The sequence below is a fragment of the Phaeobacter sp. JH204B genome (assembly GCF_048055755.1).
GTDB classification, from domain to species: Bacteria; Pseudomonadota; Alphaproteobacteria; order Rhodobacterales; family Rhodobacteraceae; genus Phaeobacter; species Phaeobacter bryozoorum.
The window spans coordinates 147,697-171,684 of sequence record NZ_JAYMXF010000009.1; the positions used below are offsets into that span (position 1 = coordinate 147,697).

At 61.0% G+C, this 23,988-nt stretch carries 25 protein-coding genes; 7 read left to right on the top strand and 18 right to left on the bottom strand.

All coding sequences use genetic code 11. The features are described from left to right. Window positions 1-37 precede the first annotated feature (37 nt). Window positions 38-562, bottom strand: a complete 525-nt coding sequence (locus VXL81_RS04835) for a hypothetical protein (protein ID WP_340545468.1) — start codon at window positions 560-562, stop codon at window positions 38-40. A gap of 296 nt (window positions 563-858) precedes the next feature. On the opposite strand from VXL81_RS04835, the gene rplM reads away from it, so the two are divergent. Together rplM and rpsI are read left to right on the top strand one after the other, a co-directional pair. Continuing rightward, window positions 859-1,317, top strand: a complete 459-nt coding sequence (gene rplM, locus VXL81_RS04840) for a 50S ribosomal protein L13 (RefSeq protein WP_260101830.1) — start codon at window positions 859-861, stop codon at window positions 1,315-1,317. Window positions 1,318-1,322: 5 nt separating this feature from the next. Then, window positions 1,323-1,808 (top strand): 30S ribosomal protein S9, encoded by a 486-nt coding sequence (gene rpsI, locus VXL81_RS04845; protein ID WP_416536010.1) that lies wholly within the window; start codon window positions 1,323-1,325, stop codon window positions 1,806-1,808. 101 nt (window positions 1,809-1,909) lie between these two features. Here the strand turns inward: rpsI and VXL81_RS04850 are convergent, their stop codons facing one another. The 9 genes from VXL81_RS04850 to guaA form a co-directional block, all read right to left on the bottom strand. After that, window positions 1,910-2,527, bottom strand: coding sequence for a TetR/AcrR family transcriptional regulator (locus VXL81_RS04850; protein ID WP_416553147.1), 618 nt, complete (start codon window positions 2,525-2,527; stop codon window positions 1,910-1,912). Continuing rightward, a complete protein-coding gene (gene ppk2, locus VXL81_RS04855; RefSeq protein WP_340545470.1) occupies window positions 2,520-3,389 on the bottom strand; it encodes a polyphosphate kinase 2 in 870 nt (289 codons plus the stop codon). Before ppk2 ends, VXL81_RS04850 begins: the two co-directional genes overlap by 8 nt. A gap of 60 nt (window positions 3,390-3,449) precedes the next feature. After that, window positions 3,450-4,454, bottom strand: a complete 1,005-nt coding sequence (locus VXL81_RS04860; protein WP_416553149.1) for an alpha/beta fold hydrolase — start codon at window positions 4,452-4,454, stop codon at window positions 3,450-3,452. Then, window positions 4,444-5,361 carry a homoserine O-acetyltransferase MetA gene (metA, locus tag VXL81_RS04865; RefSeq protein ID WP_340545472.1) on the bottom strand — a complete coding sequence of 306 codons (918 nt, stop codon included), beginning with the start codon at window positions 5,359-5,361 and terminating at the stop codon, window positions 4,444-4,446. Before metA ends, VXL81_RS04860 begins: the two co-directional genes overlap by 11 nt. 65 nt (window positions 5,362-5,426) lie before the next feature. Next, a complete protein-coding gene (locus tag VXL81_RS04870; protein WP_340545473.1) occupies window positions 5,427-6,290 on the bottom strand; it encodes an ATPase in 864 nt (287 codons plus the stop codon). A 200-nt stretch (window positions 6,291-6,490) separates the two neighbouring features. Continuing rightward, window positions 6,491-7,648 (bottom strand): OmpP1/FadL family transporter, encoded by a 1,158-nt coding sequence (locus tag VXL81_RS04875; protein ID WP_340545474.1) that lies wholly within the window; start codon window positions 7,646-7,648, stop codon window positions 6,491-6,493. Window positions 7,649-7,754: 106 nt separating this feature from the next. Continuing rightward, window positions 7,755-8,657 carry a DMT family transporter gene (locus tag VXL81_RS04880; RefSeq protein WP_416553151.1) on the bottom strand — a complete coding sequence of 301 codons (903 nt, stop codon included), beginning with the start codon at window positions 8,655-8,657 and terminating at the stop codon, window positions 7,755-7,757. A gap of 106 nt (window positions 8,658-8,763) precedes the next feature. Next, on the bottom strand, window positions 8,764-10,317 hold the full coding sequence (locus tag VXL81_RS04885) for a hypothetical protein (protein WP_416553153.1): 1,554 nt from the start codon (window positions 10,315-10,317) through the stop codon (window positions 8,764-8,766). Window positions 10,318-10,463: 146 nt separating this feature from the next. Then, window positions 10,464-12,032 (bottom strand): glutamine-hydrolyzing GMP synthase, encoded by a 1,569-nt coding sequence (guaA, locus tag VXL81_RS04890; RefSeq protein ID WP_340545477.1) that lies wholly within the window; start codon window positions 12,030-12,032, stop codon window positions 10,464-10,466. Between the two features lie 237 nt (window positions 12,033-12,269). Here guaA and VXL81_RS04895 point away from each other — a divergent pair, with 237 nt between their 5' ends. Continuing rightward, window positions 12,270-13,823, top strand: coding sequence for a trimethylamine methyltransferase family protein (locus tag VXL81_RS04895; protein WP_416535996.1), 1,554 nt, complete (start codon window positions 12,270-12,272; stop codon window positions 13,821-13,823). A gap of 128 nt (window positions 13,824-13,951) precedes the next feature. Here VXL81_RS04895 and VXL81_RS04900 read toward each other — a convergent pair whose 3' ends face one another. Continuing rightward, window positions 13,952-14,248 (bottom strand): DUF6477 family protein, encoded by a 297-nt coding sequence (locus tag VXL81_RS04900; RefSeq protein WP_340545479.1) that lies wholly within the window; start codon window positions 14,246-14,248, stop codon window positions 13,952-13,954. Between the two features lie 239 nt (window positions 14,249-14,487). Here VXL81_RS04900 and VXL81_RS04905 point away from each other — a divergent pair, with 239 nt between their 5' ends. Further along, entirely contained in the window at window positions 14,488-15,561 is a 1,074-nt protein-coding gene (locus VXL81_RS04905; protein ID WP_340545480.1) for a DUF6456 domain-containing protein, read from the top strand. A gap of 93 nt (window positions 15,562-15,654) precedes the next feature. Here the strand turns inward: VXL81_RS04905 and VXL81_RS04910 are convergent, their stop codons facing one another. Next, entirely contained in the window at window positions 15,655-16,203 is a 549-nt protein-coding gene (locus VXL81_RS04910; protein ID WP_416553155.1) for a peroxiredoxin, read from the bottom strand. A gap of 358 nt (window positions 16,204-16,561) precedes the next feature. On the opposite strand from VXL81_RS04910, the gene lipA reads away from it, so the two are divergent. Together lipA and VXL81_RS04920 are read left to right on the top strand one after the other, a co-directional pair. Next, on the top strand, window positions 16,562-17,512 hold the full coding sequence (lipA, locus tag VXL81_RS04915; protein WP_340545482.1) for a lipoyl synthase: 951 nt from the start codon (window positions 16,562-16,564) through the stop codon (window positions 17,510-17,512). Next, on the top strand, window positions 17,509-18,654 hold the full coding sequence (locus VXL81_RS04920; RefSeq protein WP_416553157.1) for an amidohydrolase: 1,146 nt from the start codon (window positions 17,509-17,511) through the stop codon (window positions 18,652-18,654). Before lipA ends, VXL81_RS04920 begins: the two co-directional genes overlap by 4 nt. 47 nt (window positions 18,655-18,701) lie before the next feature. Here VXL81_RS04920 and VXL81_RS04925 read toward each other — a convergent pair whose 3' ends face one another. Beyond that, window positions 18,702-19,052 (bottom strand): hypothetical protein, encoded by a 351-nt coding sequence (locus tag VXL81_RS04925; RefSeq protein WP_416553159.1) that lies wholly within the window; start codon window positions 19,050-19,052, stop codon window positions 18,702-18,704. A gap of 200 nt (window positions 19,053-19,252) precedes the next feature. Continuing rightward, window positions 19,253-19,798 carry a hypoxanthine phosphoribosyltransferase gene (hpt, locus tag VXL81_RS04930; RefSeq protein ID WP_340545485.1) on the bottom strand — a complete coding sequence of 182 codons (546 nt, stop codon included), beginning with the start codon at window positions 19,796-19,798 and terminating at the stop codon, window positions 19,253-19,255. A gap of 73 nt (window positions 19,799-19,871) precedes the next feature. On the opposite strand from hpt, the gene VXL81_RS04935 reads away from it, so the two are divergent. Next, on the top strand, window positions 19,872-20,318 hold the full coding sequence (locus VXL81_RS04935) for a type II toxin-antitoxin system RatA family toxin (protein WP_340545486.1): 447 nt from the start codon (window positions 19,872-19,874) through the stop codon (window positions 20,316-20,318). A gap of 84 nt (window positions 20,319-20,402) precedes the next feature. Here VXL81_RS04935 and VXL81_RS04940 read toward each other — a convergent pair whose 3' ends face one another. From VXL81_RS04940 to VXL81_RS04955, 4 genes are all read right to left on the bottom strand, one after another. Continuing rightward, window positions 20,403-21,584, bottom strand: a complete 1,182-nt coding sequence (locus VXL81_RS04940; protein WP_340545487.1) for an ammonium transporter — start codon at window positions 21,582-21,584, stop codon at window positions 20,403-20,405. A gap of 212 nt (window positions 21,585-21,796) precedes the next feature. Then, window positions 21,797-22,261: a CinA family protein gene (locus VXL81_RS04945; RefSeq protein WP_416535989.1), complete on the bottom strand. Its 465-nt coding sequence runs from the start codon at window positions 22,259-22,261 to the stop codon at window positions 21,797-21,799. Between the two features lie 17 nt (window positions 22,262-22,278). After that, on the bottom strand, window positions 22,279-22,785 hold the full coding sequence (locus VXL81_RS04950; protein ID WP_340545489.1) for a phosphatidylglycerophosphatase A: 507 nt from the start codon (window positions 22,783-22,785) through the stop codon (window positions 22,279-22,281). Continuing rightward, the gene (locus tag VXL81_RS04955) at window positions 22,782-23,984 is read right to left on the bottom strand and encodes a bifunctional 2-C-methyl-D-erythritol 4-phosphate cytidylyltransferase/2-C-methyl-D-erythritol 2,4-cyclodiphosphate synthase (RefSeq protein WP_416553161.1); all 1,203 of its coding nucleotides are present in this window, start codon (window positions 23,982-23,984) and stop codon (window positions 22,782-22,784) included. The genes VXL81_RS04950 and VXL81_RS04955 overlap by 4 nt, the downstream gene beginning before the upstream one ends. Window positions 23,985-23,988: the final 4 nt, after the last annotated feature.

Here is a 23,988-nt window from a genome sequence, read left to right on the forward strand (position 1 = left end):
GCCCCCCTTATATGTAAGCGGTGATCGACCGGGGTGCTTATTCGACCAGGATCGACACGCCCGAGGTGTGGTTCCCGATAAAAGACCAGTTGTCGCGACCAGCAGCGATGCCAGCGGTGATGGCAGCGGCCAGAAGACCTGCTGCCGAGGCCCCGCCAACCACTGTGCCGTTCAGCTCAGGTTTAAGCGTGGTCTGGCCGGACTGTTGGCCCGCGTCGCATTGCACATAGGCCGGGGTCGGACGGCGTTTGAGCACCGGAACGTTGACGAGAGCCGGGGTGATGAATGTCGCCTTGAATTCGGCGCTTTCGACGGTGCACCGGGCGCCTACAACTTCGCGCATGTTGGCGCTGCTGGGCTGACCGCCTGTCGCCTTCATCTTTTCCTTGTCCAGCACAACATGCGTGCGGAAGGTCAGCTCTTTGTAGCCCTGAACGCGCGGCGCTGTTGAGCCTTGATTCTTGAGCGCGACCGTTACCGGGGGAGCGGTGACTTCGGCGTTTTGCATGCAGGCACCAAGGGCCAGCGGCAGGGCGCCAACCAGAGCAAGTTTTCGAAACATGTAGTAGGATCCTATAATTTGTCTTTCCGGTGCAGCTTTAGCGTGTGAAACACCGACTTAAAAGGCGCCCCGACCTGTTCCGCGACGACAGATGCGGTCTGGATCGGGGCAGGAGCGTATCCGAGGGTGTTCAAAAATGGGGTATTATAATACCTATTTTGTAAGGTACTGTTTTTAAACATTTTAATCTGATTTCAGGGTGTTGACCTATGCGCAGGCCTGCCGTAAACCCCGTCCATCGAATTCGGGCGCGCCGTTTTGGGGGTGCCCTTCACGTCAAACAGGATTGACCTGCTATGAAAACCTTCTCTGCTACACCGGCAGACATCGAGAAGAAGTGGATCATCATCGACGCCGAAGGCGTGGTGCTGGGCCGTCTTGCCTCGATCGTCGCCATGCGCCTGCGTGGTAAGCACAAGCCGTCCTTCACTCCTCACATGGATATGGGCGACAATGTCATCGTGATCAACGCTGACAAGATCCAGATGACCGGCAAGAAGCGCGAAGAGCACTTCTACTGGCACACCGGCCACCCCGGTGGCATCAAATCCCGCACCAAACAGGAAATCCTGGACGGTGCCCACCCCGAGCGCGTTGTCTATCAGGCCGTCAAGCGGATGCTGCCCGGCAACCGTCTGTCGCGTCAGCAGATGACCAACCTGCGCATCTATGCAAGTGCCGAGCACCCGCATGAAGCCCAGTCCCCCGAGGTTCTGGATGTCAAATCCATGAACAAGAAAAACACCCGGAGCTGAGACCGATGGCTGATCAGATCAACACTCTCGAAGAGCTCGGCGCCGTTGCAGGCGTAGAAACCGTAGCCGAAGAAACCATCGTGCGCGAACCCGTTCGCGACGAGCTGGGCCGTGCCTATGCCACCGGTAAGCGGAAAGACGCGGTTGCCCGCGTCTGGATCAAGCCGGGTTCCGGCAAGGTCTCCGTGAACGGTAAAGAGCTGAACGCATATTTTGCACGCCCCGTGCTGCAGATGATCCTGCGCCAGCCGTTCCAGGTTGCCGGTGTCGAAGGCGAATTCGACGTCTACGCAACCGTCAAGGGCGGTGGCCTCTCCGGTCAGGCCGGCGCGGTCAAGCACGGCATCTCCAAAGCACTGCAGCTGTACGATCCGTCGCTGCGTGGCGCGTTGAAAGCCGCAGGCTTCCTGACCCGCGACAGCCGTGTTGTCGAGCGTAAGAAATTCGGCCGCCGCAAAGCGCGTCGTTCGTTCCAGTTCTCCAAGCGTTAATCGCTGGATCACATGGATTTGGAAAAGGCCGCAGAGCAATCTGCGGCCTTTTCTTTGTGTGGATTGTTCGAATGCTGCCTGAGCCTGCGCAGCGGTCAGTCTTAGCTGTCCGGTTCGATCAGGCCCAGCCCGCGCAGGTAGATGCCGATGCCGCTCTCCAGCAGATCCTCGGGCGGGAAGGGGGAGGCCGCACCGGGAGAGTTCCGGGCATAGAGCTCCACCACGCCATGGCTCATCGCCAGAACATGCGCCGAGAACATCGAGGCGGGCGGGCGTTTTTCGGCCGGGATATGTTTGCTCAGATCTGCGGCGGCGCGTTCCAGAATGGCGCGGGCGCGGTTGGCGGCCTCGGCCAGCTCAGGCGTACGGTTGACGGAGATCCCGCTTTCGAACATCGCGATGTAATGGCCTGGATGTTTGCGTGCAAAGGCGAGATAGGCCCGGCCCGTCGCTTCAAACGCCGCCAGGGCCGAAGGTTGATATTTGTCATAGGCGTGCTGCATCAGATCGGCAAACATCACATAGCCCTGACGGCCTGCCTCGGCGATCAGATCCTCGCGCCCGTTGAAGTGACGATAGACCGCGGCCGGGGTGACGCCGACCTGTTTGGCCGCCTCCGACAGGGTAAAGCCGGTGGGGCCCTTGGCCTCGATCAGCTTCAGTGCGGCTTCGACCAGCGCCTGGCGCAGGTTGCCGTGGTGATACCCCCGCTTAGGCATCCCAGAGATCCGGTCCGCCACTGATGGAATCATCCAGATCGCCAAGCGCTTTGGCGTCCTTGTTGGTGTAATCGACGGCGTGCAGCACCCGGCGAATGGCGGCCAGCCGGGCCCGGCGCTTGTCGTCGGAGCGCACGATGGTCCAGGGGGCGTGCTCGGTGTGACTACGTGTCAGCGTATCCGTAATGGCGGTGGAGTATTCCTGCCAGAGGCTCAGCCCTTTGACGTCGATCGGGCTGAGTTTCCACTGCTTCAGCGGATCGGTCTCGCGCGAGAGGAACCGCCGCAGCTGTTCGGCGCGTCCGACGTTGAGCCAGATCTTGAACAGCTGAATCCCGTCCTCGACCAGCGCCTCCTCAAAGCCGTTGACCTGATCAAAGAACCGTTCGCGCTGACCGTCGGTGCAAAAGCCGAAGACCGGCTCGACCACGCCGCGATTGTACCAGCTGCGATCAAAGAAGACGATCTCACCTGCGGCGGGCAGATGGGTGATATAGCGCTGGAAATACCACTGGGTCTGTTCCCGCTCGCTGGGTTTTGACAGCGCCACGATCCGCGCCCCGCGCGGGTTCAGGTTTTCGCGAAACCGTTTGATGGTGCCGCCCTTGCCAGCGGCGTCGCGCCCTTCAAAGAGAATGGCGACCCGTGCCCCGGTCTCACGCACCCAGGACTGCATCTTGACCAGTTCGATCTGAAGCCGCGCCATCTCTTTCTCATAGCGCTTGCGGCTCATCCGCGTGTCATAGGGAAAGCCCGGATCCAGCAGGTCATCCTTCTGCGAAGCTTTGATCGCGGCGCGGATTTCCTCTGGGGCCTTGGTCTCGTAGAACGCGCTGATTGCGCCGTCAAAGGGCAGGGGCATAGAAAATTCCTTCTGTCTTCTGTCCCTTATATGGGGCTTTGCGGCGAAATGTGAATCGTTTTAACGCAAATTCCGTGCCGTAGCTGCCCGCGCCGCCGCCCGGTCTACTGCCGCCACAACCGCATCGGTGGCCACCTGATGTGGCATATGGCCGACGCCATCCAGCACCGTGAGGTTCAGCGAGGGGACATCGCGCTCCAGCTGGCGCGCGTGCAGATCCAGCCCCACCGTGGTGTCGGCGCTGCCATGAACCGCCTCAATGGGCAGGCTGAGATCGCCGTAGCGGGGGGCCATCGCTCTGATTTCGGCCAGAAGGTCGGCCCGCTGGCGGGCATTGGCCCGCAGCGCGGAGCGGCGCAGGGTCAGCCCCGGGCCGAAATGTTCGAAATACCCCGCTGGCACGGCCTGCGGCGCAAAGACCTCGGTCAGGGTGTCGCGAATGGTGCTTTCGGGCACATAGGCGGTCAGCAGCGGCACCGCCAGCCATTGGCCCAGCGGCGAGGAAGTGACCTTGTAAAAGGTGCTGAGCGGCGTCCGCCAAGGATGGGAGACCGCGCCGACCGTGACCAGCGCCGAGAGGCTGTCGGGCGCATCCAGCGCCCAGGCGAGGGCGACACCGCCGCCATAGCTCTGGCCCAGCACGATGGGATGCTCTGCACCCAGAGCGGCAACCGCTTGGCGAATGATGGCGGCCTGCTTGCTGAGGGACGCCTGCGCGCCACCGGTGGGATCGCTATAGCCCAGCCCGGGGCGATCCACGATGATCACCCGGAAGCGGCTGCTGAGGGCCGGGGCCAGCCGGAAGGTCATATCGCGGATGTGCCCGCTGGCGCCGTGGATCAACACCAGATCCGGCGCTGCCGCATCCGCAGGCAGCCCGTCGGGCCGGGGTGTCGGCTGCCCCAGATCAAGCAGGTGCAGCTGCTGGCCATCAACCGTGACAAAGCTGCCGAGCGGCGGATAGGCGGCGATGGCGTCCGCCTCGCGAGCCTTGGCCCGCCACAGCGTTCCGCCAGCCGCAAGCGCCAGAATCAGACCGGCTGTCAGCACGCGCTTAACGCCCAATCTGCGCCATATCAAACGGGGTGGACTGGTAGATGTCATTGATCCAGTTGCCATAAAGAAGATGCGCGTGGCTGCGCCAGCGGTTCTGCGGTTTGCGGCTGGGATCGTCGTCCGGGTAGTAGTTCATCGGAATATTGATCGGCGTGCCGCTGGCGATATCGCGATCATATTCCTGCTTCAGCGTATCGCTGTCGTATTCGAAATGGTTGAAGATATAGAGCGCACGGTGGCTGGGATCCTCGATGAGGCAGGGGCCGGCATCGGGGCTGCCCAGCAGGCTGCGCAGGCCGGGTCGGGCATCAATTTCAGATTGGCGGATTTCGGTCCAGCGCGACACCGGAATGACACAGTCATCTGAAAACCCCCGCAGATAGGGGGATGCGGGATCAAGGTTCTGATGCCGGAAACAGCCAAAGACCTTGTGATCCAAGAGGTGTTTCTTCACCCCATGGAAATAGTTGATCATCGCCATGCCGCCCCAGCAGACACCAAAGGTGGAATGCACATTGGTCTGGGTCCAGTCAAAGACCTCACACAGCTCATCCCAATAGGTGACATCCTCGAACTCGAGATGTTCGATCGGCGCGCCGGTGATGATCAGACCGTCAAAACGCTCGTCCTTGATCTCCTGGAACGGCCGGTAGAACTCCGCCATATGCTCTGCGGCGGTGTTGCGGGTCTGATGTTCGGTCATGCGGATCAGGGACAGCTCGATCTGCAAAGGTGTGGCGCCGATAAGCCGGGCAAACTGGTTCTCGGTCTGGATCTTCTTCGGCATCAGGTTGAGCAGGCCGATGCGCAGCGGACGGATATCCTGACGGGCCGCCTGATCCGGCGACATGACCATCACGCCTTCGTTCGTGAGAACGTCATAGGCGGGCAGGTCAGAAGGGATCTTGATCGGCATGTCGTGTCCTTTGGTCTATGCTCCGCCCGTTCTGGACGGAGTCTTGGCGCTGTGATGTAGAAGGCCTAGCCGCGCGCCTCAAGAGCGCCCGCAATCACATCTGTGAAATCGGCCTCGTTGCGGATGCCCGAAATCTGATCCGCCGTGACCGTCACGCCCCAGTTCTTTGCCATGGCGGCATAGCGGGGCTGGCGATGGGCCAGCGCCTGGGCATAGGTCCAGCGGATGAAGCTGTCAGGGTCCACCTCGTTTTCAGATAGGTGGTTTTCCTTTAGATACTCTTGCCAGACGCGGGCGAGGAAAGCCGGTTCATAGGCCATGGGCTTGGGGGCGCGATCAAACCGGCGGATCAGCTCCTGGGTATGGGCGTCGTCCCCCTTGATCCAGACCATCAGCGTGTGTTTAGCAAGCTCGCTCAGCAGCGGATCGCTTGGATCATTGGCATCGACCCATTCGCAGATGCTGCCGCCGGTGTCGCAGATGAAATTCGGATAATCATAGAGCCGCTCGGCCCGGTCGATGAAATATCCGGTATCGCGCAGCGCGTTCAGTTCGGCGGTGCGAAACTGGTCCTGGCGGCGGGTATATTCCGCCATTGCCAGCCCGCCCTTGGCCGGATTGCCGGGCTTGCCCAGATAGGAGGCAACGGGTGTCAGGTTTTCAAAGCTGATATTGGAGCCGATATAGATCGAATCCGACAGCAGCAGATCGCGTAGAAACGGCACTTTCATCGCCTCTGCCTTGGCGTTGTCGGCGATATATTCGCCCATGTATCGGGTGCCGATCCGATAATCGATCGAGTAGTGGAACCAGCTGCCCGCGCCGCGCAGAATATTGCTGATATAGGTTTTGCCCAGTCCGGACATGCCAAAGAACAAAACCCGCTTATGCGCCGCATTGCGCCAATCTTCGGCAGACGAATAGAGCATGTGAAATCCGGTCCCTTCTGGTTCCTTGCCTTGCTAATCGCCCCGGGCCTGCGGGTCAATCGGCAGCGCTGGAGGACCTGGCTGCGGCGGCTGGCGATGGACCACGCAAAACCCCCGCACCATAGGATGCGGGGGAGAACTGGTCCTGTACCTGTCTTTGTTCCAGCGCTGCCTGTGGCGCACGCAGGTCTACGCCAGGATCAGAAGTAGTAGCCGAACTTCACGCCAACGCTGACCGCCTTGTTGCCGCTGAAGGAGGCGCGGGCGACATCCGGCGTTCCGGTCTCAGCAAAGGCATCGCCAAGGTCGGTATAGCGCACGCCGCCCGAGATCTTGAACTGATCCTTGGTGTATTGCAGCCCGACTGAGATGCTCTTGTAGCCATTGGTCGGGGCCAGCGGCGACACCAGATTGTCGCTGTCTTCGGCTTCATAGCCGAGGCTGATCGAGCCGACCAGATTTTCGTTGAACCGGCGCGCGACACCCAGCGTGTAGGACACCGAGTCAGACAGGTCGATCAGATCGACATTGGCAGTGCTGGGGCGCAGTTTGACGACACTATGCTCGGCCCAGCGAATACCGGCCAGCAGGAGCGTGTCCTTAGCAATACCGGTCTGGAAATCAACGTTAAGCGACTGAGGAGTCTTGGTTGTCGTCGATCCGTTGAAGGTCGTGCCCGGGACATCCGGCAGACTTTCGGTGGTGGCGAAGGTATGCTCGATCTCAGATTGATAAGTCACAGCCAGGCGCAGGGCGATGTCGGGACGCTCATAGGCACCACCAACCAGCCAGCCAACCGCGCCATCACGCGCTACTCTGACGTTATAACCGTCGAGATCATTGCCGGGTGTCAAGGGGCTGTTATAGGCAAGCCCTTTCAGGGTGATGTCGCCCTTGATCTGCTGGTAACGAATACCACCGTGCACGCTGAAATTCTCGTTGAACTTGTAGCGAACGATCCCGGTGATTGCTTCTGAATCGGCAATCGCTGTGGTTCCGCCAAGCAGGAAAGAGCCGGGTGTGATCGGGTTGGCATCTGCGCTCGGATACCTGACGTCCGACCCCCACGGCTGGTCAAAAATCATCGAGAACGATACGCGGTCGTTCAGGTCGTATTTGATGCCACCGGAAATCTGGTTGAAGCTCAGTGCGACATTGCCGCTCGGGGTTCCGGCAGGGTTGAGCGTCCGCACGTCCGTGCCGGTTACATCCGGGTTGGTGTGCGAGAACGAGAGCTCTGCGTAGTTCCCTTTTTCAAAGATGATCCCAACGGGCTGGCCGGTGCGGTCAAGACCGCCTGCCATAGCTGCGCCGGAAGCCAGCGCCAGCGCTGCTGACGTTGCAAGATAGCGTTTCATTGTTCCTCCCTGTCCAGACTTGGGCGCCTGGTTTTACATTGAGGAAAGCTAGCAAGGGGGTTTTTTTCGGTCAATGTTGACGCAAAGGCAATCAACGGCAAGAAAATCAGGCAGAATGACCGTGTCGGCGGGGCGCGCGGAAACGTCCGGCGGCATCCAGAATATTGATGTAGTTTGCGCAGAAAATGACCGCAGCCCCGATCAGTACCCAGAGGTTAAGCGCTTCACCGTAAATCAACATTCCGGCCACGGCGATGGTGGGTAGTCGGGCGAAATCAATCGGCACCACAACGGTGGCCGGGGCAATGGAGAGCGCCTTGGTCATGCAGAAATGCGCCGCAAGCCCGGCGCAGCCGATAATCAGCAGCCAAAGTGCCGTTGCGGCATTTGGGAGAGTGATCTGCCCGTCCCACCCCGATATCACCAGCCCCATGCCGAGTTGCAGCAGTGTGAGCCAGAGCAGAATGGAGCTGATGGGCTCGTGCCGGGTCAGCCTTTTGGTGAAGAGGATGGTCAGCGCAAAGAAGATGGCTGAGGCCGCTGCCGCAAAAACACCAAGGCTCAGCGTCTCCGGGCTGGGGCGGGCCACGATCAAAATGCCGACAAAGCCTAGCGCGGCGGCCAATACGCGGGGCCTCGTCAGCCGCTCGCCCAGCAGCAGCGGTGACAGCAGCAGCACCCAGAGCGGCGAGGTGAACTCCAGCGCAAAAACCTGTGCAAGCGGGATCAGCGTTACCGCAAGGAACCACAGGTTCTGTCCGGTGAAATGGGCGGCATTGCGGATCAGATGCAGGCCCAGCCGATCGCGCCGCACCTGGCCCCAGCTGCCGGTGGCGGTCAGACAGATGACAACAATCACCAGCCCGACGGCGCTGCGATAGGTCATGATCTCAAAGGTGTCGAGGCGCAACCCGGCTTCGCGGCCAGCGATGGCCATCGAGGAAAACGAGACAATCGCCCCGACCATCCAGAGCGCAGCCGTGCCTATTCTGAACTCACCCTGCGCCATGGCCGCCCCTTTGCCCGTTGGTCACGAAGAAGGGCTAATTTAGCAGGCGGGTCAAGTCATCTCTGCGCGGCGGCGGTCGCGGGTCCGGGCCGCGCAGAACAGGCGTCTATTCGGCGGCAACCGTCTGCTTGAGCATTGCCGTGTGGGGCAGTGAGGGGAGGTCCAGCCGGTTCCCGCGCTCGATATACTCCTTCGCTATCGTGTCGGCATCAAACCCCAAACGTGACAGCAGCGTCTCGATTTCCTCAACCAGCGCATTGGTCGTGGCGCTGCCTTGTGGCGACGCATTGACCTTCTGCGGCAGGATCGGTCCTGTGGTGTGGCCCAGCTCTTGCAGCAGGTTTCGAGCGCCATCCGGCGTCGTGGCCTGCTCCAGCGTGGTTTCGATAAAGTGAAGTTGGTCGCCGTAGAGTTGTTTGTAGTAGGCGTAGCGCACTTCCATCTCCAGCGCATACCAGATCGCCATGCCGATTTCGCCCATTTGCTCGAACGGCGCGGGGTCGAGGATCTTGTGATTGTAGGTCGGATGCAGGTACCATTGCCAAGGTATTGTAATATTGCAAAAATCATTACGGTTCACATAGCTTGCGATTTGTTTGCCAAGGTTGCGGCGCAGGATGATCACGCGGGTTCGCGGCGCTAAACCGTGTTCCACCAGCGCCTCAATCAACCCGCATTTGCCCAATGTATGGTTGCTTTCCGCATAGGGGGCTTGCAGTTTGCCCAGTTTGCCCTCCCAGAAGTCGCAGACATTCGCGTTCATCCCGTAGGTATTGAACCCACGCATTTGTCCGATACCGGGCATACGAATGCCATAGTCATTCGCGCCAAGCGGCTCATGCACCGACGGGATATTCAGGTTCTCACCCAGAAATTTCGCAAGCCATGCGGTGCCCGTACGTCCGGCAGAGAGGGTGAAGATGAATTCAGGCTTTAAGCATTGTTGAGCGTTTTCTGACACCGGCGTGGCAAGAGTTGGGACTGCGGTAGCCAGTGCCGGGCGAGTGTAGCCGAACCGGGAAATTTCGCCGACGGCCTCGACCTCGATCACGTCCGCCGCCTCCGGGTGGGCTGTAAAGAGTCTGGCCGCATCAGCGCCAGTTTTCGCAGGCATCGGCGCCTTGGCGTTCAGGTTCGAAAACCGCTCCCAAAGCCCGTCGATATCGAGCGCATTTATATCCTCCTCAAGATGCTCATAGCGCAGCACGACATCTGCGGAATTCGAACCATCCAGTGGTGCAATACGGCGGTTTTCGCTCAACAGGCTGCGGTAGCGTCGGACAAAGATATCGAGCGGAACATCTCTCTGATCCATCGCCTCGTTGTAGTAGCGGGAAACCATGGCATCGTAGGGATCGCGCCGGATCGTTACTTTGGTATAGGTCTCCCAGATATCCTGAGGAACTGCGGCGCGGATCTGTCCGGCGGTCATGTGATCGAAGAAAACCTGCGTGCCCCCGTTTCCATCCGGCCAAGTCTGGGTCTGATGGTTCTGAGGGCCGGGATAGCCCAACGCCCTCCGCCTCTCTTCATCCTTTGGGCTGATTGGTGTGATGATGCTGCTTTCATCACAATAGCTGGACAGTGCGATTTCAAACGAGGTTCCACCAACCTTCTTGGTCTTAATGAAAATCAGTTTGAGCGGATGGCAGATAATCATTCCAGAGATGCTCCCAATAGAACTTCACTGAAACCTCGCAAATAGAGTTTTTCAAACTGTTAAGACATCAGTGAAAGTAGAATAAATTCAGGGCTTTCTATAAAAGAAAAACCCCGGCCAGTTGGCCGGGGTTTCAGGGGCTTAGATCATTCCCACTCGATGGTGCCCGGAGGCTTCGAGGTGATGTCATAGGTGCAACGGTTGATACCCTTGACCTCATTGATGATCCGCGTGGCGGTTTCCCCCAGGAATTCGTGGCTGAACGGGTAATAATCGGCAGTCATACCATCGACAGATGTCACCGCGCGCAGGGCGCAGGCATAGTCATAGGTGCGGCCGTCGCCCATCACGCCAACGGTGCGAACGGGCAGGATCGCCACAAAGGCCTGCCAGATTTCATCATAGAGACCATGCTTGCGAATCTGGTCGATATAGATCGCATCCGCCTCGCGCAGGATTTCCAGTTTTTCACGGGTGATTTCGCCGGGACAGCGGATCGCAAGGCCCGGTCCGGGGAAGGGGTGGCGACCGATGAAGCTTTGCGGCAGGCCCAGTTCGCGGCCAAGCGCGCGGACTTCATCCTTAAATAGCTCACGCAGCGGCTCGACCAGCTTCAGCCCCATTTTTTCCGGCAGGCCGCCGACGTTGTGGTGCGATTTGATGGTGACAGACGGCCCGCCCGAGAAGGACACGGATTCGATCACATCCGGGTAGAGTGTACCCTGCGCCAGGAAGTCGGCGCCGTCGATGGTGTCGGCGTGTTTCTGGAACACGTCGATGAACAGTTTGCCGATGATTTTGCGCTTGGTTTCCGGGTCGGACTGGCCGTCCAGTTCGCCCAGGAACAGATCGCTTTCATCTGCGTGGATCAGCTGAATATTGTAGTTGTCACGGAACATCGTGACGACCTCTTCGGCCTCGTTCTTGCGCAGCAACCCGTGGTCCACGAACACACAGGTCAGCTGGTCGCCGATGGCCTCGTGGATCAGGATCGCCGCAACCGAGCTGTCAACGCCGCCGGAGAGGCCGCAGATGACTTTCTTGTCGCCCACCTGATCGCGGATCGCCTGGATCGCCTGTTCGCGGTAGGCACCCATGGTCCAGTCGCCGGTGAAACCTGCGATCTTGACAAAGTTCTCATAGAGTTTCGCACCATTGGGGGTGTGATGCACCTCCGGGTGGAACTGAACCGCGTAGAAATTGCGCGACACATCGGCGGTGATGGCAAAAGGCGCGTTGGGCGAGGTGCCGTAGACCTCAAAACCGGGCGCGATTTCGCTGACATGATCGCCGTGAGACATCCAGACCTGTTCGCGGTCGCTGTCATCTGCAAACCAGCCATCCAGCAGCGGCAGGCTGCTGACCGTCGGCGTCACATAGGCGCGACCGAACTCGGCGGTGCCATGGCCGGAGAGCACCTTGCCGCCCAGCTGGTGCATCATCACCTGCTGACCATAGCAGATCCCCAGGATCGGCACGCCAAGGTCAAAGATTTCCTGCGGCGCACGGGGGCTGCCTTCGCGGGTCACGCTGTCCGGGCCACCGGAAAAGATCACGGCTTTGGGCGCCATTTCGCGCACAAAATCCATCGTGACATTCTGGTAGGGGTGAATTTCGCAATAGACATTCAGTTCGCGCAGGCGGCGCGCAATCAGCTGCGTGACCTGGCTGCCAAAGTCGATGATGAGAAGGCGGTCGTGGGATGTCTCTGTCATGCACGCGCCATAGGGCAGCGGCGCGAAATTCGCAAGGTATTTTCGTGTTTCGGGCCGCGTTTGCACAATCTCTGATCCGGTTGTCGCGCGGCCTCTTACGGCCGATATCGGGCCGCAGGCGCGAGAAACCTGTCGGGAATGTCGCTTTTCAACTTCAATGGCCGTAATCCTGCGGCGGCTTTGGTCTTGGGCGCTATAATCACACCAGCAACGAAATGCCTGTGGTGAGGAACAACCATGACAGAAGCAGCTCCAGCAGCACCGCGCCGTCGCGCTCGTGGAGGCGGTGGTGCCGCCCGTCGCGCAGAACGAACCGGCGTCAAGATTGATACCGCAAAATACATCGAGCGGAATATTCCGAATTTCGAAGTGTTGAGCGAAGAGGCGCTGCAGACCATCGAAGCCAACGCCGAAACCATCCTCGAAGAGGTCGGTGTCAACTTCGTGAACAACCCCGGCGCGTTGGAACGCTGGCGCGAGGCCGGGGCCACGATTGATGGCGAGCGGGTACGGATCCCGCGCGGCCTGGCGCGCGAGCTGTGCAAGACGGCCCCGTCCGAATTCACCCAACATGCCCGCAACCCGGAGAAATCCGTGGTCATCGGCGGCAAGAACATGGTGCTGGCACCGGTCTATGGCCCGCCGTTTGTGCGCGATGCCAAGGGCGGGCGCCGTTACGCGACGCTGGATGATTTCCAGAAATTCGTGAAGCTGGGCTATATGTCCAAATGGCTGCACCATTCCGGCGGTACCGTTTGCGAGCCGACCGACGTACCGGTGAACAAACGCCACCTCGACATGCTGATGGCGCATATGACCCTGAGCGACAAGCCGTTTATGGGGTCGGTGACCGAGCCCAGCCGGGCGCAGGATTCCATCGAGATGTGCGAGATTCTTTTTGGCAAGGATTTCGTGCGCGACAACACCGTGATGACCTCGCTGATCAACATCAACTCGCCAATGACCTTTGACGATGTGATGATGGGTGCGCTGGAGGTCTACGCCGCCCACAACCAGGCCTGCATCATCTCGCCCTTTATCGTTGGCGGTGCCATGGCGCCGGTCTCGGTTGCCGGTACGCTGACTCAGGTTCTGGCCGAGGTGATGGCAGGCGTGGCCTATAGCCAGCTGATCCGCGCCGGTGCGCCGGTGATCTTCGGCGCCTTTGTCTCCTCGATCGACATGAACTCCGGTGCGCCGACCTTCGGGACGCCGGAAGCCTCGTTGGTGACCTATGGGGCCGGTCAGCTTGCACGCCGGATGAACCTGCCGTTCCGTTCGGCCGGATCGTTCTGTGGCTCCAAGCTGCCCGACGCGCAGGCGGCCTATGAAACCGCCAATTCGCTCAACATGGGCCTGTTGTCGGGCGTGAACTTCCAGCTGCACTCCTGCGGCTGGCTCGAGGGCGGTCTGGTTGCCGATTTCGAGAAGTTCGTGATGGACGCCGATCAGCTGGGCGCGCTGCATGGTCTTGCCAAAGGTGTTGCCGTGGACGAGGAAGCCCAGGCCATGGACGCCATCCGCGAGGTTGGTCCCGGTGGTCACTACCTTGGCTGCGCCCATACGCAGGCGAATTTCAAGACCGCATTCTGGAAATCCGAGCTGCTGGACTACAAGCCCTTTGAAACCTGGGAAGAAGAAGGTGCGCGTGACACCGTTGCATTGGCCAGCAGCCGGGTGGAAACGCTGCTCGACGCCTATCAGGCGCCGCCGCTCGATCCTGAAGTGCTGAGCAGGCTGGAGGCCTATGTCGCCGAGAAGAAAGCCTCGATGCCCGATGCCTTCATGTAAGACCGGCTGAGATCGGCACTCCGATATATGCCAGCCCGGCTGGCAGGCAGACGGCGGTCCCTCGGGGCCGCCGTTTTGCGTTACGGGCCGGTGGTCTGCCCTGGGATCCATCCTGTCTGGCGACGGTCTCAGGCGACTTTAAGGGTCGGGCGGCGCAGCCCCTCGGCCTCGCCCATCAGGGCAATCAGCACATCGACATGGCGGGTCAGTGAATACCCGGCATCGCCGGACTCGCGCTGGCGGTTGTAATCGTGTTCGAGATCCAGCAGCCGCATCACCGCAGCGGCCGGTTTCGGCAGGGTGCCATAGCCCAGCACCCGTTTCAAATCGCGCCGCCGGCTATAGTCCCGCGCGCCGATCCGCGCGGTCCGCACCAACAGTCGAGGGCGGCGCAAAGCGGCCAGATGACCAAAGATATCCTGCATCGTCATGTCCTTTCCAGCTCTGTTGATAGCGCTGTGTAACACAACTGAAGCGGGTGTTGCCGAAGGGGCCGGTTCGGCGAACGGTCTATTCGATATTGATTGATGAAAATTTGAAACCAATGATGCTCTGACTGAGACTATCCAGAAAAATCAGGCCAGTACGGTGAATGGTGTCTGTGGATAACACGTAGGGGGCCAGTGGGAGGATAGTTTCGAATGATCACATGTGGGGTGATAAAATGCAAACTATGGCTGTATCCGGCTTGCCGGAATGGGTGCCTGAGGAGGCGTGCCGATATCTTGAACACACCGAAGCGGGCCGTTCGATCCGCAATCTTGCAAAACAGGCGGGCTGCCACCCGTCCACGGTATTGCGACAGGTCCGACGGGTCGAAACCCGACGCGACGATCCGCTGGTCGATGGCGCCTTGGCGTCGCTGGCGGCCCGCCACTACGCCGAAACGATGCCGGGGCCCAGGCCAATGTCGGCCCGTGCCCTGGCCCTGGGCACAGTGCCCGCCTGCGCCGAAGCCTTCGAGAGCGAGGTGGTCGAAATCCTGACCTGTCTGAACCCGCAGGGCGCGGTGCTCGCGGTGGCGGATGGCATGGAGAAAGCGGTTGTCGTGCGGGAGGCGGCAAGCGGTGACAAGAAGGTCGTGGTGGATCGCATCCTGGCCGAGGCCATGGCCCTGCGCGACTGGATCGCCTGTCCGGCGCCGGGGCGGCTCAGCCGCTATCATATCACACCCGAAGGGCGCACCGCGCTCAGCCAGTTTGTGGCCCGCCGCGAGAACCGCGCCCGTTCCCGACTGGAAAGCGCCAGCCTGGCGACGCGCAAGGTTGGTCGCGGTCCGCGTCGTCCACGCCGGGCGCGCTATGGGCTGGGTGAGACGCCGCTGCATATGCTGGCGCGGCTGACGGATCGTGATGGGACGCCGTTTCTGACCAGCGATCTGGTGCGCGCCGGTGAACGGCTGCGCGAAGATTTCGAACTGGCGCAGGTCGGCGATCATCTGGCGCAATCGGTGGCGCAGTTTGCCGATGGCGATTGCAGTCCGGCCGCCGCCCGCCGTCGCCGACCCGGACAGGCCGCGGCAGCCGCCAAACGCCGGGCCTCTGCCGCGCTCAACGCGCTTGGCGAGGGGCTGAGCGACATCGTGATGCGCTGTTGCTGCCATCTGGAAGGGCTGGAAGCGGCCGAACGCCAGCTGGGCTGGTCGGCACGGTCAGGCAAGGTGGTGCTGCGCATCGCGTTGCAACAGCTGAAACTTCACTATGACGCCCAGCAGGCGCAGGATGAGCTTATCGGCTGAACCCATGGCCTGACATAGAAAAACCCGGCGCCATGCGGCACCGGGTTTGCGGATTTTCTCTGGCCGGTCCGGACCTGACCGGGGTCGCGCGGATCAGGCGGCGACCTCAGCCTTGGCGGTTTTCAGGTGCTCCAGAACGGTCTCCGGGGAGGAGACGCCATAGGGATCTTCGCGGTGGTTGTCGCACAGGCCCGGCTCTTCGAACCATGCCTCGACAACACCGTTGTTGACGATGGCTGCATAGCGCCAGGACCGGTTGCCAAAGCCCAGGTTATCCTTGGCCACCAGCATACCCATCTTGCGGGTGAATTCGCCCGACCCGTCGGGGATCACGCCAACGTTCTTCAGGTTCTGGGATTCGGCCCATTTGTTCATCACAAAGCTGTCGTTCACCGACATGCAGTAGATCGCATCGATGCCTTCGGCCTGGAAGTCGGCGAAGCCGTTTTCAAAACCGGGCAGCTGATAGGTCGAGCATGTGGGGGTGAAAGCACCGGGCAGGGAGAACAGCACTACGCGCTTGCCCGCGAAATAGTCAGCGGTGGTTTTGTCTTCCCAGCGGAACGGGTTCGGGCTGCCCACGGATTCGTCGCGAACACGGGTGCGGAAGGTCACGTCGGGCAGTTTTACGCCAGCTTTCATCATCGGCTCCTAGTTGATCAATTCGGTGTCGGGCGGTGACTTATAATAGTTCAAAATCGCCCGCAATGGGGTATTCGCGCGCTGGTGCAGCGGTGTCCGGGTGGCGCCGCATCGCTGTGGTCATGCGCCGCTTTCTGACCGACTCGGAGGCGGGTTTGATCCTGCAATAGCGTGAAGGCAAAACCGGCGGGCAGGGTTGCAGATTCTGCATTGCGCGCAAATATCTTAATCAAGACAGATTATTACGGTGCAGAGCTGATCCGTTTTGCCGCCGTCGTCAGGTGCAGAACTGGTCGTGCCAAGCGATTGCAACTATGTTACGAAGACCAAAAGACCATTGCCGCAAGGGAACATCGACGTGCGAGATCTGAAAATCCCCGAGCAACGCCACCCGGAAAAGGCGCATCGTCCTGACAATGCTCAGCCGAAGAAGCCGAGCTGGATCCGGGTCAAGGCGCCAGGGGGCAAAGGCTACGCGGAAACGCATAAGATCATGCGTGAGAACAACCTCGTCACGGTCTGTGAGGAAGCCGGCTGCCCGAATGTTGGCGAATGCTGGAGCCAGGGCCACGCCACCATGATGATCATGGGTGAAATCTGCACCCGCGGCTGTACCTTCTGCAATATCGCCACCGGCCGGCCCGACACGCTGGATGCGTTTGAGCCGGGTCGCGTCGCCCATGCGGTGCAGAAACTTGGCCTCAACCATGTTGTGATCACCTCCGTCGATCGCGACGATCTGGAAGACGGCGGTGCAGACCATTTCGCCCAGACCATTCGCGCGGTCCGCCATCGCAGCCCGACAACCACGATCGAAATCCTGACACCGGATTTCCTGAAATGCGCCCCTGAGGTGCTGGAAACCGTGGTGGAGGCCCGCCCGGATGTGTTCAACCACAATCTGGAAACCGTGCCCGGTCTCTATCCCGGTGTCCGCCCGGGCGCGCGCTATTTCCACTCCCTGCGGCTGTTGCAGCGGGTAAAGGAGCTGGACCCTGCGATCTTCACCAAATCCGGCATCATGGTCGGCCTGGGCGAGAATGCGCAGGAGGTAAAGCAGGTGATGGACGATATGCGCGCCGCAGATATCGATTTCCTGACCATCGGCCAATATCTTCAGCCCACGCCAAAGCACCATGCGGTGGACCGTTTTGTGACGCCGGAAGAATTCGAGAGCTATGAGAAAGCCGCCTATGGCAAGGGCTTTCTGATGGTATCGGCGACGCCGCTGACGCGGTCATCTTATCACGCGGGGGATGATTTTGCCCGGCTGCGTGCGGCGCGGAACGCCAAGCTCGGCCAGGCATGACACCGGAGCGTCTGGCGCGGCTGACCGGGCTGCGCCATCGCCTGCACCAGATCCCCGAGGTTTCGGGTGCCGAGGAGAAGACGGCGGAGGTGGTGGCGCGCTATCTGCGCCAGTACCAGCCGGACCAGCTGCTGACCGGGCTCGGCGGCCATGGCGTTGCTGCAGTCTATCAGGGCATACAGGCGGGGCCGACCGTCATGATCCGCTGCGAGCTCGATGGCCTGCCAATCGAGGAGCTGTCGGAGCAGCCCTACAGATCCAGCCATGCCGGGCGTGGCCATCTGTGCGGCCATGACGGCCATATGGTGATGGTCGCCGCGCTGGCAGACGATCTGGCAGCCCGACGCCCGTCTCGCGGGCGGGTGGTGCTCCTGTTCCAGCCGGCCGAAGAGACCGGCAAGGGGGCCGCTGCGGTGATCGGCGACCCGGCCTTTGCCACTATCGCGCCTGACTACGCGTTTTCATTGCATAATCTGCCGGGGCTGCCGGTTGGGGAGATTGCGCTCTGCGCGGGTGCCGCCAATTGTGCCTCGCGGGGGATGCGGGTGCAGCTAACTGGCCGGACCTCTCACGCGGCGGCGCCGCAGGATGGAATTTCGCCTGCATCTGCCATGGCGCAGCTGCTTCCGGGGCTGGTCGCGCTGGGGGGTGGTGGGGATCTTGGCCCCGATTACGCGCTGGTCACGCTGACCCATGCGCGACTGGGGCAGGCCACGTTTGGCATCGCTCCCGGCGAAGGGGAGGTCTGGGCCACGCTGCGCACGGTGAATGATGCGCGCATGGCGGAGCTGATCACGGCCGCCACGACTTTGGTTCAGAGCACCTGCCTTGAGAGCGGCCTTGGCTGTGAGATCAGGTTTGATGATGTGTTCGAGGCCTGCACCAATGACGCCGAGGCGGTGACGCTGCTGCGGCGCGCCTGCACGCGCGCAGGCCATGCAGTTCGGATGCGGGCGCAGCCACAGCGCTGGTCCGAAGATTTTGGCCAGTTTGGCAAGCAGGCCAAGGCAGCTATGTTCTGGCTCGGCTCCGGCATGGATCAGCCGCAGCTGCACAATCCCGATTATGATTTCCCGGATGCGGCAATCCCGGTCGGGGTTGCCATCTTTGCCGAGGTTATCGCCGAGATTTTGAGCGATTAGCGTGTTGCAACAGGCCCTTGCGCGGACCTGTTCAACCCGCTCAGCCGTCAGTTTGTCAGGGCTTCGACCAGTGCGACGGCCCCTACGATTGCCAGCGTGTCACGCACCACCTCATAGATGCGGTCATCCTTGCGCACATAGCGGTGGCCGGGAGCCGGTGGTGCCAGACCCCAACGCGCGTAATCGTCGACATAGATATAGTCGCCGCTGATGCGCTCCCGCGTCTTGTGGCGCTTCTTATACTGTTTCTTGATTTGCCCAGGCGCGTAATGGGCGGCGCTGTTATTATGGCCGGGAGCCCATTTTGGCGGCGCCGCATTGGCGATGGTCGGGGCAAGGGCGGGCGTCAGGCTCAGCGCGGCGGCAGTGGCCGCGGCGGCAAGGTATTTCATGGTCATGGCGGATCTCCTCGTGATCTCTGCTTTGACCAAGACATGGGGGAGCCTGCCGGTTTTGGCAAATCGCCTGCGCTGCTTTGTGCTGACCGGGGTGCGACAATCGGCAAGGGGCCGCCGGTTCCCTCGCGCATGAAAAAAGGCGCGGTGTCTGCGCGCCTTTCTCGGTGCTCTGATACCGGCCGGGCAGTTCCGTGCGGCGCTTAGCCCTCATCGGTGAAGCGGACCTTGCCGATGAAGGGCAGGTTGCGGTTGCGCTGCGCGTAGTCGATTCCGTAGCCCACCACAAATTCGTCCGGGATCTCAAAGCCGATCCAGTCAGAGCGGAAATCGACCTCACGCCGTGATGGTTTGTCCAGCAGCGCGATCGACTTCAACCGTGCAGGCTGACGGCTGCGCAGCAGATGGGTGACATGGTTCAGGGTATGACCGGTGTCGACGATATCTTCGACAACCAGCACGTCGCGCCCTTCAATTGCGCCGCGCAAGTCCTTGAGAATGCGCACCTCCCGGCTGCTTTCCATCGCGTCCCCATAAGAGGACGCCTCAAGGAAATCGACCTCGATCGGCAGGTCAAGTTCCCGCACGAGATCTGCGATAAAGACGAAGCTGCCACGCAGCAGCCCCACCACCACCAGTTTGTCGGTGCCCTGAAATTCGTCTTGGATCTCGGCGCAAAGCTCTTCGATCCGGGCCGCAATGGCCTTGGCTGAGATCATCACATCGATGACATATGGCCGCTGTGTCATGGGTGCCCCCTTGAAATTCCCGCGCGTTCATATGACATGACGCCGGATGATCATAGCAGGAAATGCGCCACTCATGCCTACCCATTCAGAAACCCGGCCAATGCCCTACACGGCACAGCAGATGTATGATCTGGTGGCTGATGTCGGGGATTATCCGAAGTTTCTGCCCTGGTGTGCGGCGGCGCGGATCCGTAGCCGGGTGCCGCAGGGGGGCGCGGAGGTGATGGAGGCGGATCTGGTGATCTCCTTCAAGGTGTTCCGCGAGCGTTTTGGCAGCCGCGTGACGCTCTACGCCGAGGATAAGAAGATCGACACCGAATATCTGGACGGTCCGTTTCGCTATATGAAGTCGAACTGGGCCTTTGCCGACCGTGCGGATGGCGGCTGCGACGTGTCCTTCTTCGTGGATTTTGAGTTCAAGAACGCAGTGTTGCAGGGCATTATTGGTGTGGTCTTCAACGAAGCGATGCAGCGGATCGTGCGGGCGTTTGAGCGGCGCGCGGCGGAGCTGTATGGCTGATCAGGAACGCATTGTAAGTTATTGAAAGAAAACGGGCCCGCGATGCAGGCCCGTTTCTTTTTTATGGCGGCTGGTGCTGCGTCCTCAGCTGGTCATATCATAGGCGCGTTCGCCATGGACGGAGATGTCCAAGCCGTTTGTCTCGGTCTCCGGATCGACGCGCAGCGGGGTGATCGCGGCGGTAACCTTGACCAGAACAACAGTCACAACGGCGGTGAAGATACCGACGATCGCAAGACCGCCCAGCTGTGCCAGCCAGGTGCCCTGACCAAAGAGCGCGATCATGATGGTGCCAAAGATGCCGCCGACACCGTGCACGGCAAAGACATCAAGCGTGTCGTCGATCTTCAGCACATTGCGCACCAGATTCACGGCTTCCTGACAGAGGATACCCGCGACAGCGCCAATCATCAGCGCCTCAACCGGACCGACAAAGCCAGAGGCCGGCGTGATTGAGGCCAGCCCCGCGATGGTGCCGGTGACCAGACCGACCATTGAGGCCTTGCCGTATTTGATCTTTTCCCACAGCGCCCAGGTGAGAGAGGCCGTCGCGGCAGAAATATGCGTCACGGTCAGCGCCATTGCCGCACCGCCGTCGGCGGCCAGCTGCGAGCCACCGTTGAAGCCGAACCAGCCGACCCAAAGCATCGCGGCACCGATGAAGACATAGCCGGGGTTATGCGGCGGTGTGGTGCGGTTTTTGCGCGGGCCGAGGAAGACGGCGATGATCAGCGCAGCCAGACCGGCGGTTTCATGGACCACGATACCACCGGCAAAGTCGCGCACGCCAGTCTCCCCAAAGATGCCGCCATCGGCCATCATGCCGCCGCCCCAGATCCAATGCACCACCGGCGCGTAGCACAGAAGCATCCAGAGGCCGGAGAAGACCAGCACAAAGCCAAAGCCGACGCGCTCGACATAGGCGCCGACGATCAGCGCGGGCGTGATGATGGCAAAGGTCATCTGAAAGGCAAAGAACAGAACCTCGGGCAGGGTGCCGGAGAGGCTATCGGCGGTGACGCCGGACAGGAACATCTTGTCCAGCCCGCCCCAGATGCCGGAGGTGCCGCTGCCAAAGGCGATGGAATAGCCGAAGGCGAGCCATAGAACGCTCATCAAACAGGCAATCGCATAGCACTGCATGAACACGCTGAGCACATTGCGGGCACGGACAAGCCCGCCGTAGAACAGGGCTAGCCCCGGCAAAGTCATAAAGAGGACAAGGGCCGTGGCCACAATAATCCAAGCTGTATCGGCTGCGTTCATCGCCGTTCCTTCCGCATTTCAGGCTGATTTCTATCTGAGGCCTGACAAAGCGGAGTTGCAGCGTTGAAAAAAGCGGCAGGTTTGATGTTGGCGCTAAAAAAGCGGGCTTTTGTCAAAGTGCCGAAAAAATGAGCACAATCGAGGGGGTGCTGCTCAATCTGCGCACAGAATATGAAATTGCGGCAGATGGGCGGTGATTTGCGTCAGCGGGTTCAGAGCACCTGTCGGATCAGTGTCAGCGCATAGTCGCGGGTGGCCCGTCGCACCGCGTCGCGGCCAAGAGCGCCGAAATCGACGGTTTCGACATGGGTGCTGCGGTCCCCGGCTGCCAGCGCAAAACAGACGCGGCCTTCGGGTTTGTGTTCGGAGCCGCCGGGGCCTGCGATCCCGGTCACGGCCACCGCGATATCGACACGGGCGCGGCTGCGGGCGCCTTCTGCCATCTGGATCGCGACCTCCTCGCTGACCGCGCCGAGAGCCTCGAGTGTCGCGGCCTGCACGCCCAGCATCTCCTGCTTGGCGCGATTTGAGTAGGTGACATAGCCCCGATCAACCACCGCCGAGGAGCCGGGCACATCGGTGAGCGCAGCGGCGATCATACCGGCGGTGCAGCTCTCTGCGGTGGCGATGGTCAGGCCTTTTGCGCTGGCCTTGCGGATGATGTCGGACGCGTCCATGGACTTACCTCTGCAATTTACAGGCCCAGTACACCATGGGTGAGGCCAGCCAGCGCGGCGACACCGATGGCAGCAAGGATGCCTGCGATAATATCATCCATCATCACCCCTGTGGCCCCTTTCTGACGGTCGGCCCAGCCAACGGGGCCGGGTTTCCACACGTCAAACAGGCGAAACAGCACAAAGGCGGCTATCCAGCCGGGCCAGAGTGCAGTGATGGCAATGTCATGCGCCCAGGCGGGATAGGAAATCGCCCAGAGGGCAACAAACTGGCCTGCCACCTCATCCAGTACAAATTCGGAGGGATCCATGTTTTCGCGGTTGCGGGTCATCGCCTCCGCCGCCCAGACGCCGACCACCATGCAGATCACGGTTGCCAGCGCCAGCAGGAGGAATCCGCCCAGCTGGTGCAGGACAAAAGCCATGGGCAGCGCAGCAAGCGACCCCCAGGTGCCGGGTGCCGGACGCATGTAGCCGATGCCGCCCACGGTGCCGATCAGAAAGGCGAGGCGCGAGCGTTTCATGATTTCACCACGCAGGCGGTGGCGAGGGCGGCGATGCCTTCGCCGCGACCGGTAAAGCCAAGCCGTTCGGAGGTGGTCGCCTTGATCGAGACGCGGGAGATATCAATCGACAGGATCTCGGCCACCGCCGCGCGCATGGCGGGGGCATGGGGCGTGATCTTGGGGAACTCACAGACCAGCGTGCAGTCCACATTGGAGATCTGATAGCCCTTGGAGCGGGTCAGTTCGGCGGCGTGGCGCAGGAAGATATCGCTGGCGGCACCTTTCCATTGGGGATCCGAGGGCGGGAAGTGGCGACCTATGTCGCCCTCTGCCAGCGCACCATAGAGGGCATCGGTGATGGCGTGCAGCCCGACGTCGGCGTCAGAATGGCCCTGAAGGCCGCGATCATGGGCCACGGGCACACCGCAGAGCACGACCTCATCCCCCGGTCCGAACCGGTGAACATCATAGCCATTACCAAGCCTTACATCCATGTCGCCCCCTAATATGCGCGCAGCCCGGTCAAAGTCCTCCGGGCGGGTGATTTTGATATTGTCTGGGTCGCCCGGAATGATGGCAACGTCAATCCCTGCTGCACGGGCCACGGCCACATCGTCTGCAGCGTCGCCGCCGGATGCGGCAAGCTGCTGATGGGCGGCACGGATCTGCGGCAGGTGAAAGCCTTGCGGGGTCTGGGCAGCAAACAGGCCGTCGCGGTTCTCGGTGCCGGTAACCGTCCCACCATCCCCGCGCCACAGCGCATCGGTCACCGCCAGCGCCGGGGCGGCGGCCGGATGGTTATCAAGCGCGGCCATCACATCGCGGATCACCCGGGGAGAGACACAGGGGCGGGCGGCATCATGGATCAGAACCCTGTGGAGCCCGTGCTGATTGAGCAGTTCCACCCCGTTGGCCACCGACTGCGCCCTTGTGCCGCCACCCTTTGTGAGCAGCAGCTCCGCGCGCGAAGCAAACTCCTGCCAGTGATCGGTATCCTCAGCAGCGAGAACGAGGGCAATCCGCTGAACGCCTGCGCGTAGGAAGGCATCAATGGTCCAGTCGATTACCCGGCGTCCCATCAGGGGGCGCCATTGTTTTGCCAGACCGCCGCCGGCCCGCAGGCCCTTGCCTGCGGCAACAATCAACGCTGCGGTCTGGTGGGACGCAGGATCAGCTGCGGTGGAAACCGGCGCGGTGGGTAGGGGGGCAGACGGCATGGGA

Coding starts and splice junctions, on each gene's coding strand:
- rplM (WP_260101830.1), top strand. CDS start 859: ATGAAAACCTTCTCTGCTACACCGGCAGACATCGAGAAGAAGTGGATC.
- VXL81_RS04910 (WP_416553155.1), bottom strand. CDS start 16,203: ATGAAAGCTGGCGTAAAACTGCCCGACGTGACCTTCCGCACCCGTGTT.
- VXL81_RS04895 (WP_416535996.1), top strand. CDS start 12,270: ATGACAGAAGCAGCTCCAGCAGCACCGCGCCGTCGCGCTCGTGGAGGC.
- ppk2 (WP_340545470.1), bottom strand. CDS start 3,389: ATGCCCCTGCCCTTTGACGGCGCAATCAGCGCGTTCTACGAGACCAAG.
- VXL81_RS04935 (WP_340545486.1), top strand. CDS start 19,872: ATGCCTACCCATTCAGAAACCCGGCCAATGCCCTACACGGCACAGCAG.
- VXL81_RS04850 (WP_416553147.1), bottom strand. CDS start 2,527: ATGCCTAAGCGGGGGTATCACCACGGCAACCTGCGCCAGGCGCTGGTC.
- metA (WP_340545472.1), bottom strand. CDS start 5,361: ATGCCGATCAAGATCCCTTCTGACCTGCCCGCCTATGACGTTCTCACG.
- hpt (WP_340545485.1), bottom strand. CDS start 19,798: ATGACACAGCGGCCATATGTCATCGATGTGATGATCTCAGCCAAGGCC.
- VXL81_RS04940 (WP_340545487.1), bottom strand. CDS start 21,584: ATGAACGCAGCCGATACAGCTTGGATTATTGTGGCCACGGCCCTTGTC.
- VXL81_RS04920 (WP_416553157.1), top strand. CDS start 17,509: ATGACACCGGAGCGTCTGGCGCGGCTGACCGGGCTGCGCCATCGCCTG.
- VXL81_RS04950 (WP_340545489.1), bottom strand. CDS start 22,785: ATGAAACGCTCGCGCCTCGCCTTTCTGATCGGCACCGTGGGCGGCATC.
- VXL81_RS04870 (WP_340545473.1), bottom strand. CDS start 6,290: ATGCTCTATTCGTCTGCCGAAGATTGGCGCAATGCGGCGCATAAGCGG.
- VXL81_RS04925 (WP_416553159.1), bottom strand. CDS start 19,052: ATGACCATGAAATACCTTGCCGCCGCGGCCACTGCCGCCGCGCTGAGC.
- guaA (WP_340545477.1), bottom strand. CDS start 12,032: ATGACAGAGACATCCCACGACCGCCTTCTCATCATCGACTTTGGCAGC.
- VXL81_RS04875 (WP_340545474.1), bottom strand. CDS start 7,648: ATGAAACGCTATCTTGCAACGTCAGCAGCGCTGGCGCTGGCTTCCGGC.
- VXL81_RS04905 (WP_340545480.1), top strand. CDS start 14,488: ATGCAAACTATGGCTGTATCCGGCTTGCCGGAATGGGTGCCTGAGGAG.
- VXL81_RS04880 (WP_416553151.1), bottom strand. CDS start 8,657: ATGGCGCAGGGTGAGTTCAGAATAGGCACGGCTGCGCTCTGGATGGTC.
- rpsI (WP_416536010.1), top strand. CDS start 1,323: ATGGCTGATCAGATCAACACTCTCGAAGAGCTCGGCGCCGTTGCAGGC.
- VXL81_RS04900 (WP_340545479.1), bottom strand. CDS start 14,248: ATGCAGGATATCTTTGGTCATCTGGCCGCTTTGCGCCGCCCTCGACTG.
- VXL81_RS04835 (WP_340545468.1), bottom strand. CDS start 562: ATGTTTCGAAAACTTGCTCTGGTTGGCGCCCTGCCGCTGGCCCTTGGT.
- VXL81_RS04955 (WP_416553161.1), bottom strand. CDS start 23,984: ATGCCGTCTGCCCCCCTACCCACCGCGCCGGTTTCCACCGCAGCTGAT.
- VXL81_RS04885 (WP_416553153.1), bottom strand. CDS start 10,317: ATGATTATCTGCCATCCGCTCAAACTGATTTTCATTAAGACCAAGAAG.
- VXL81_RS04945 (WP_416535989.1), bottom strand. CDS start 22,261: ATGGACGCGTCCGACATCATCCGCAAGGCCAGCGCAAAAGGCCTGACC.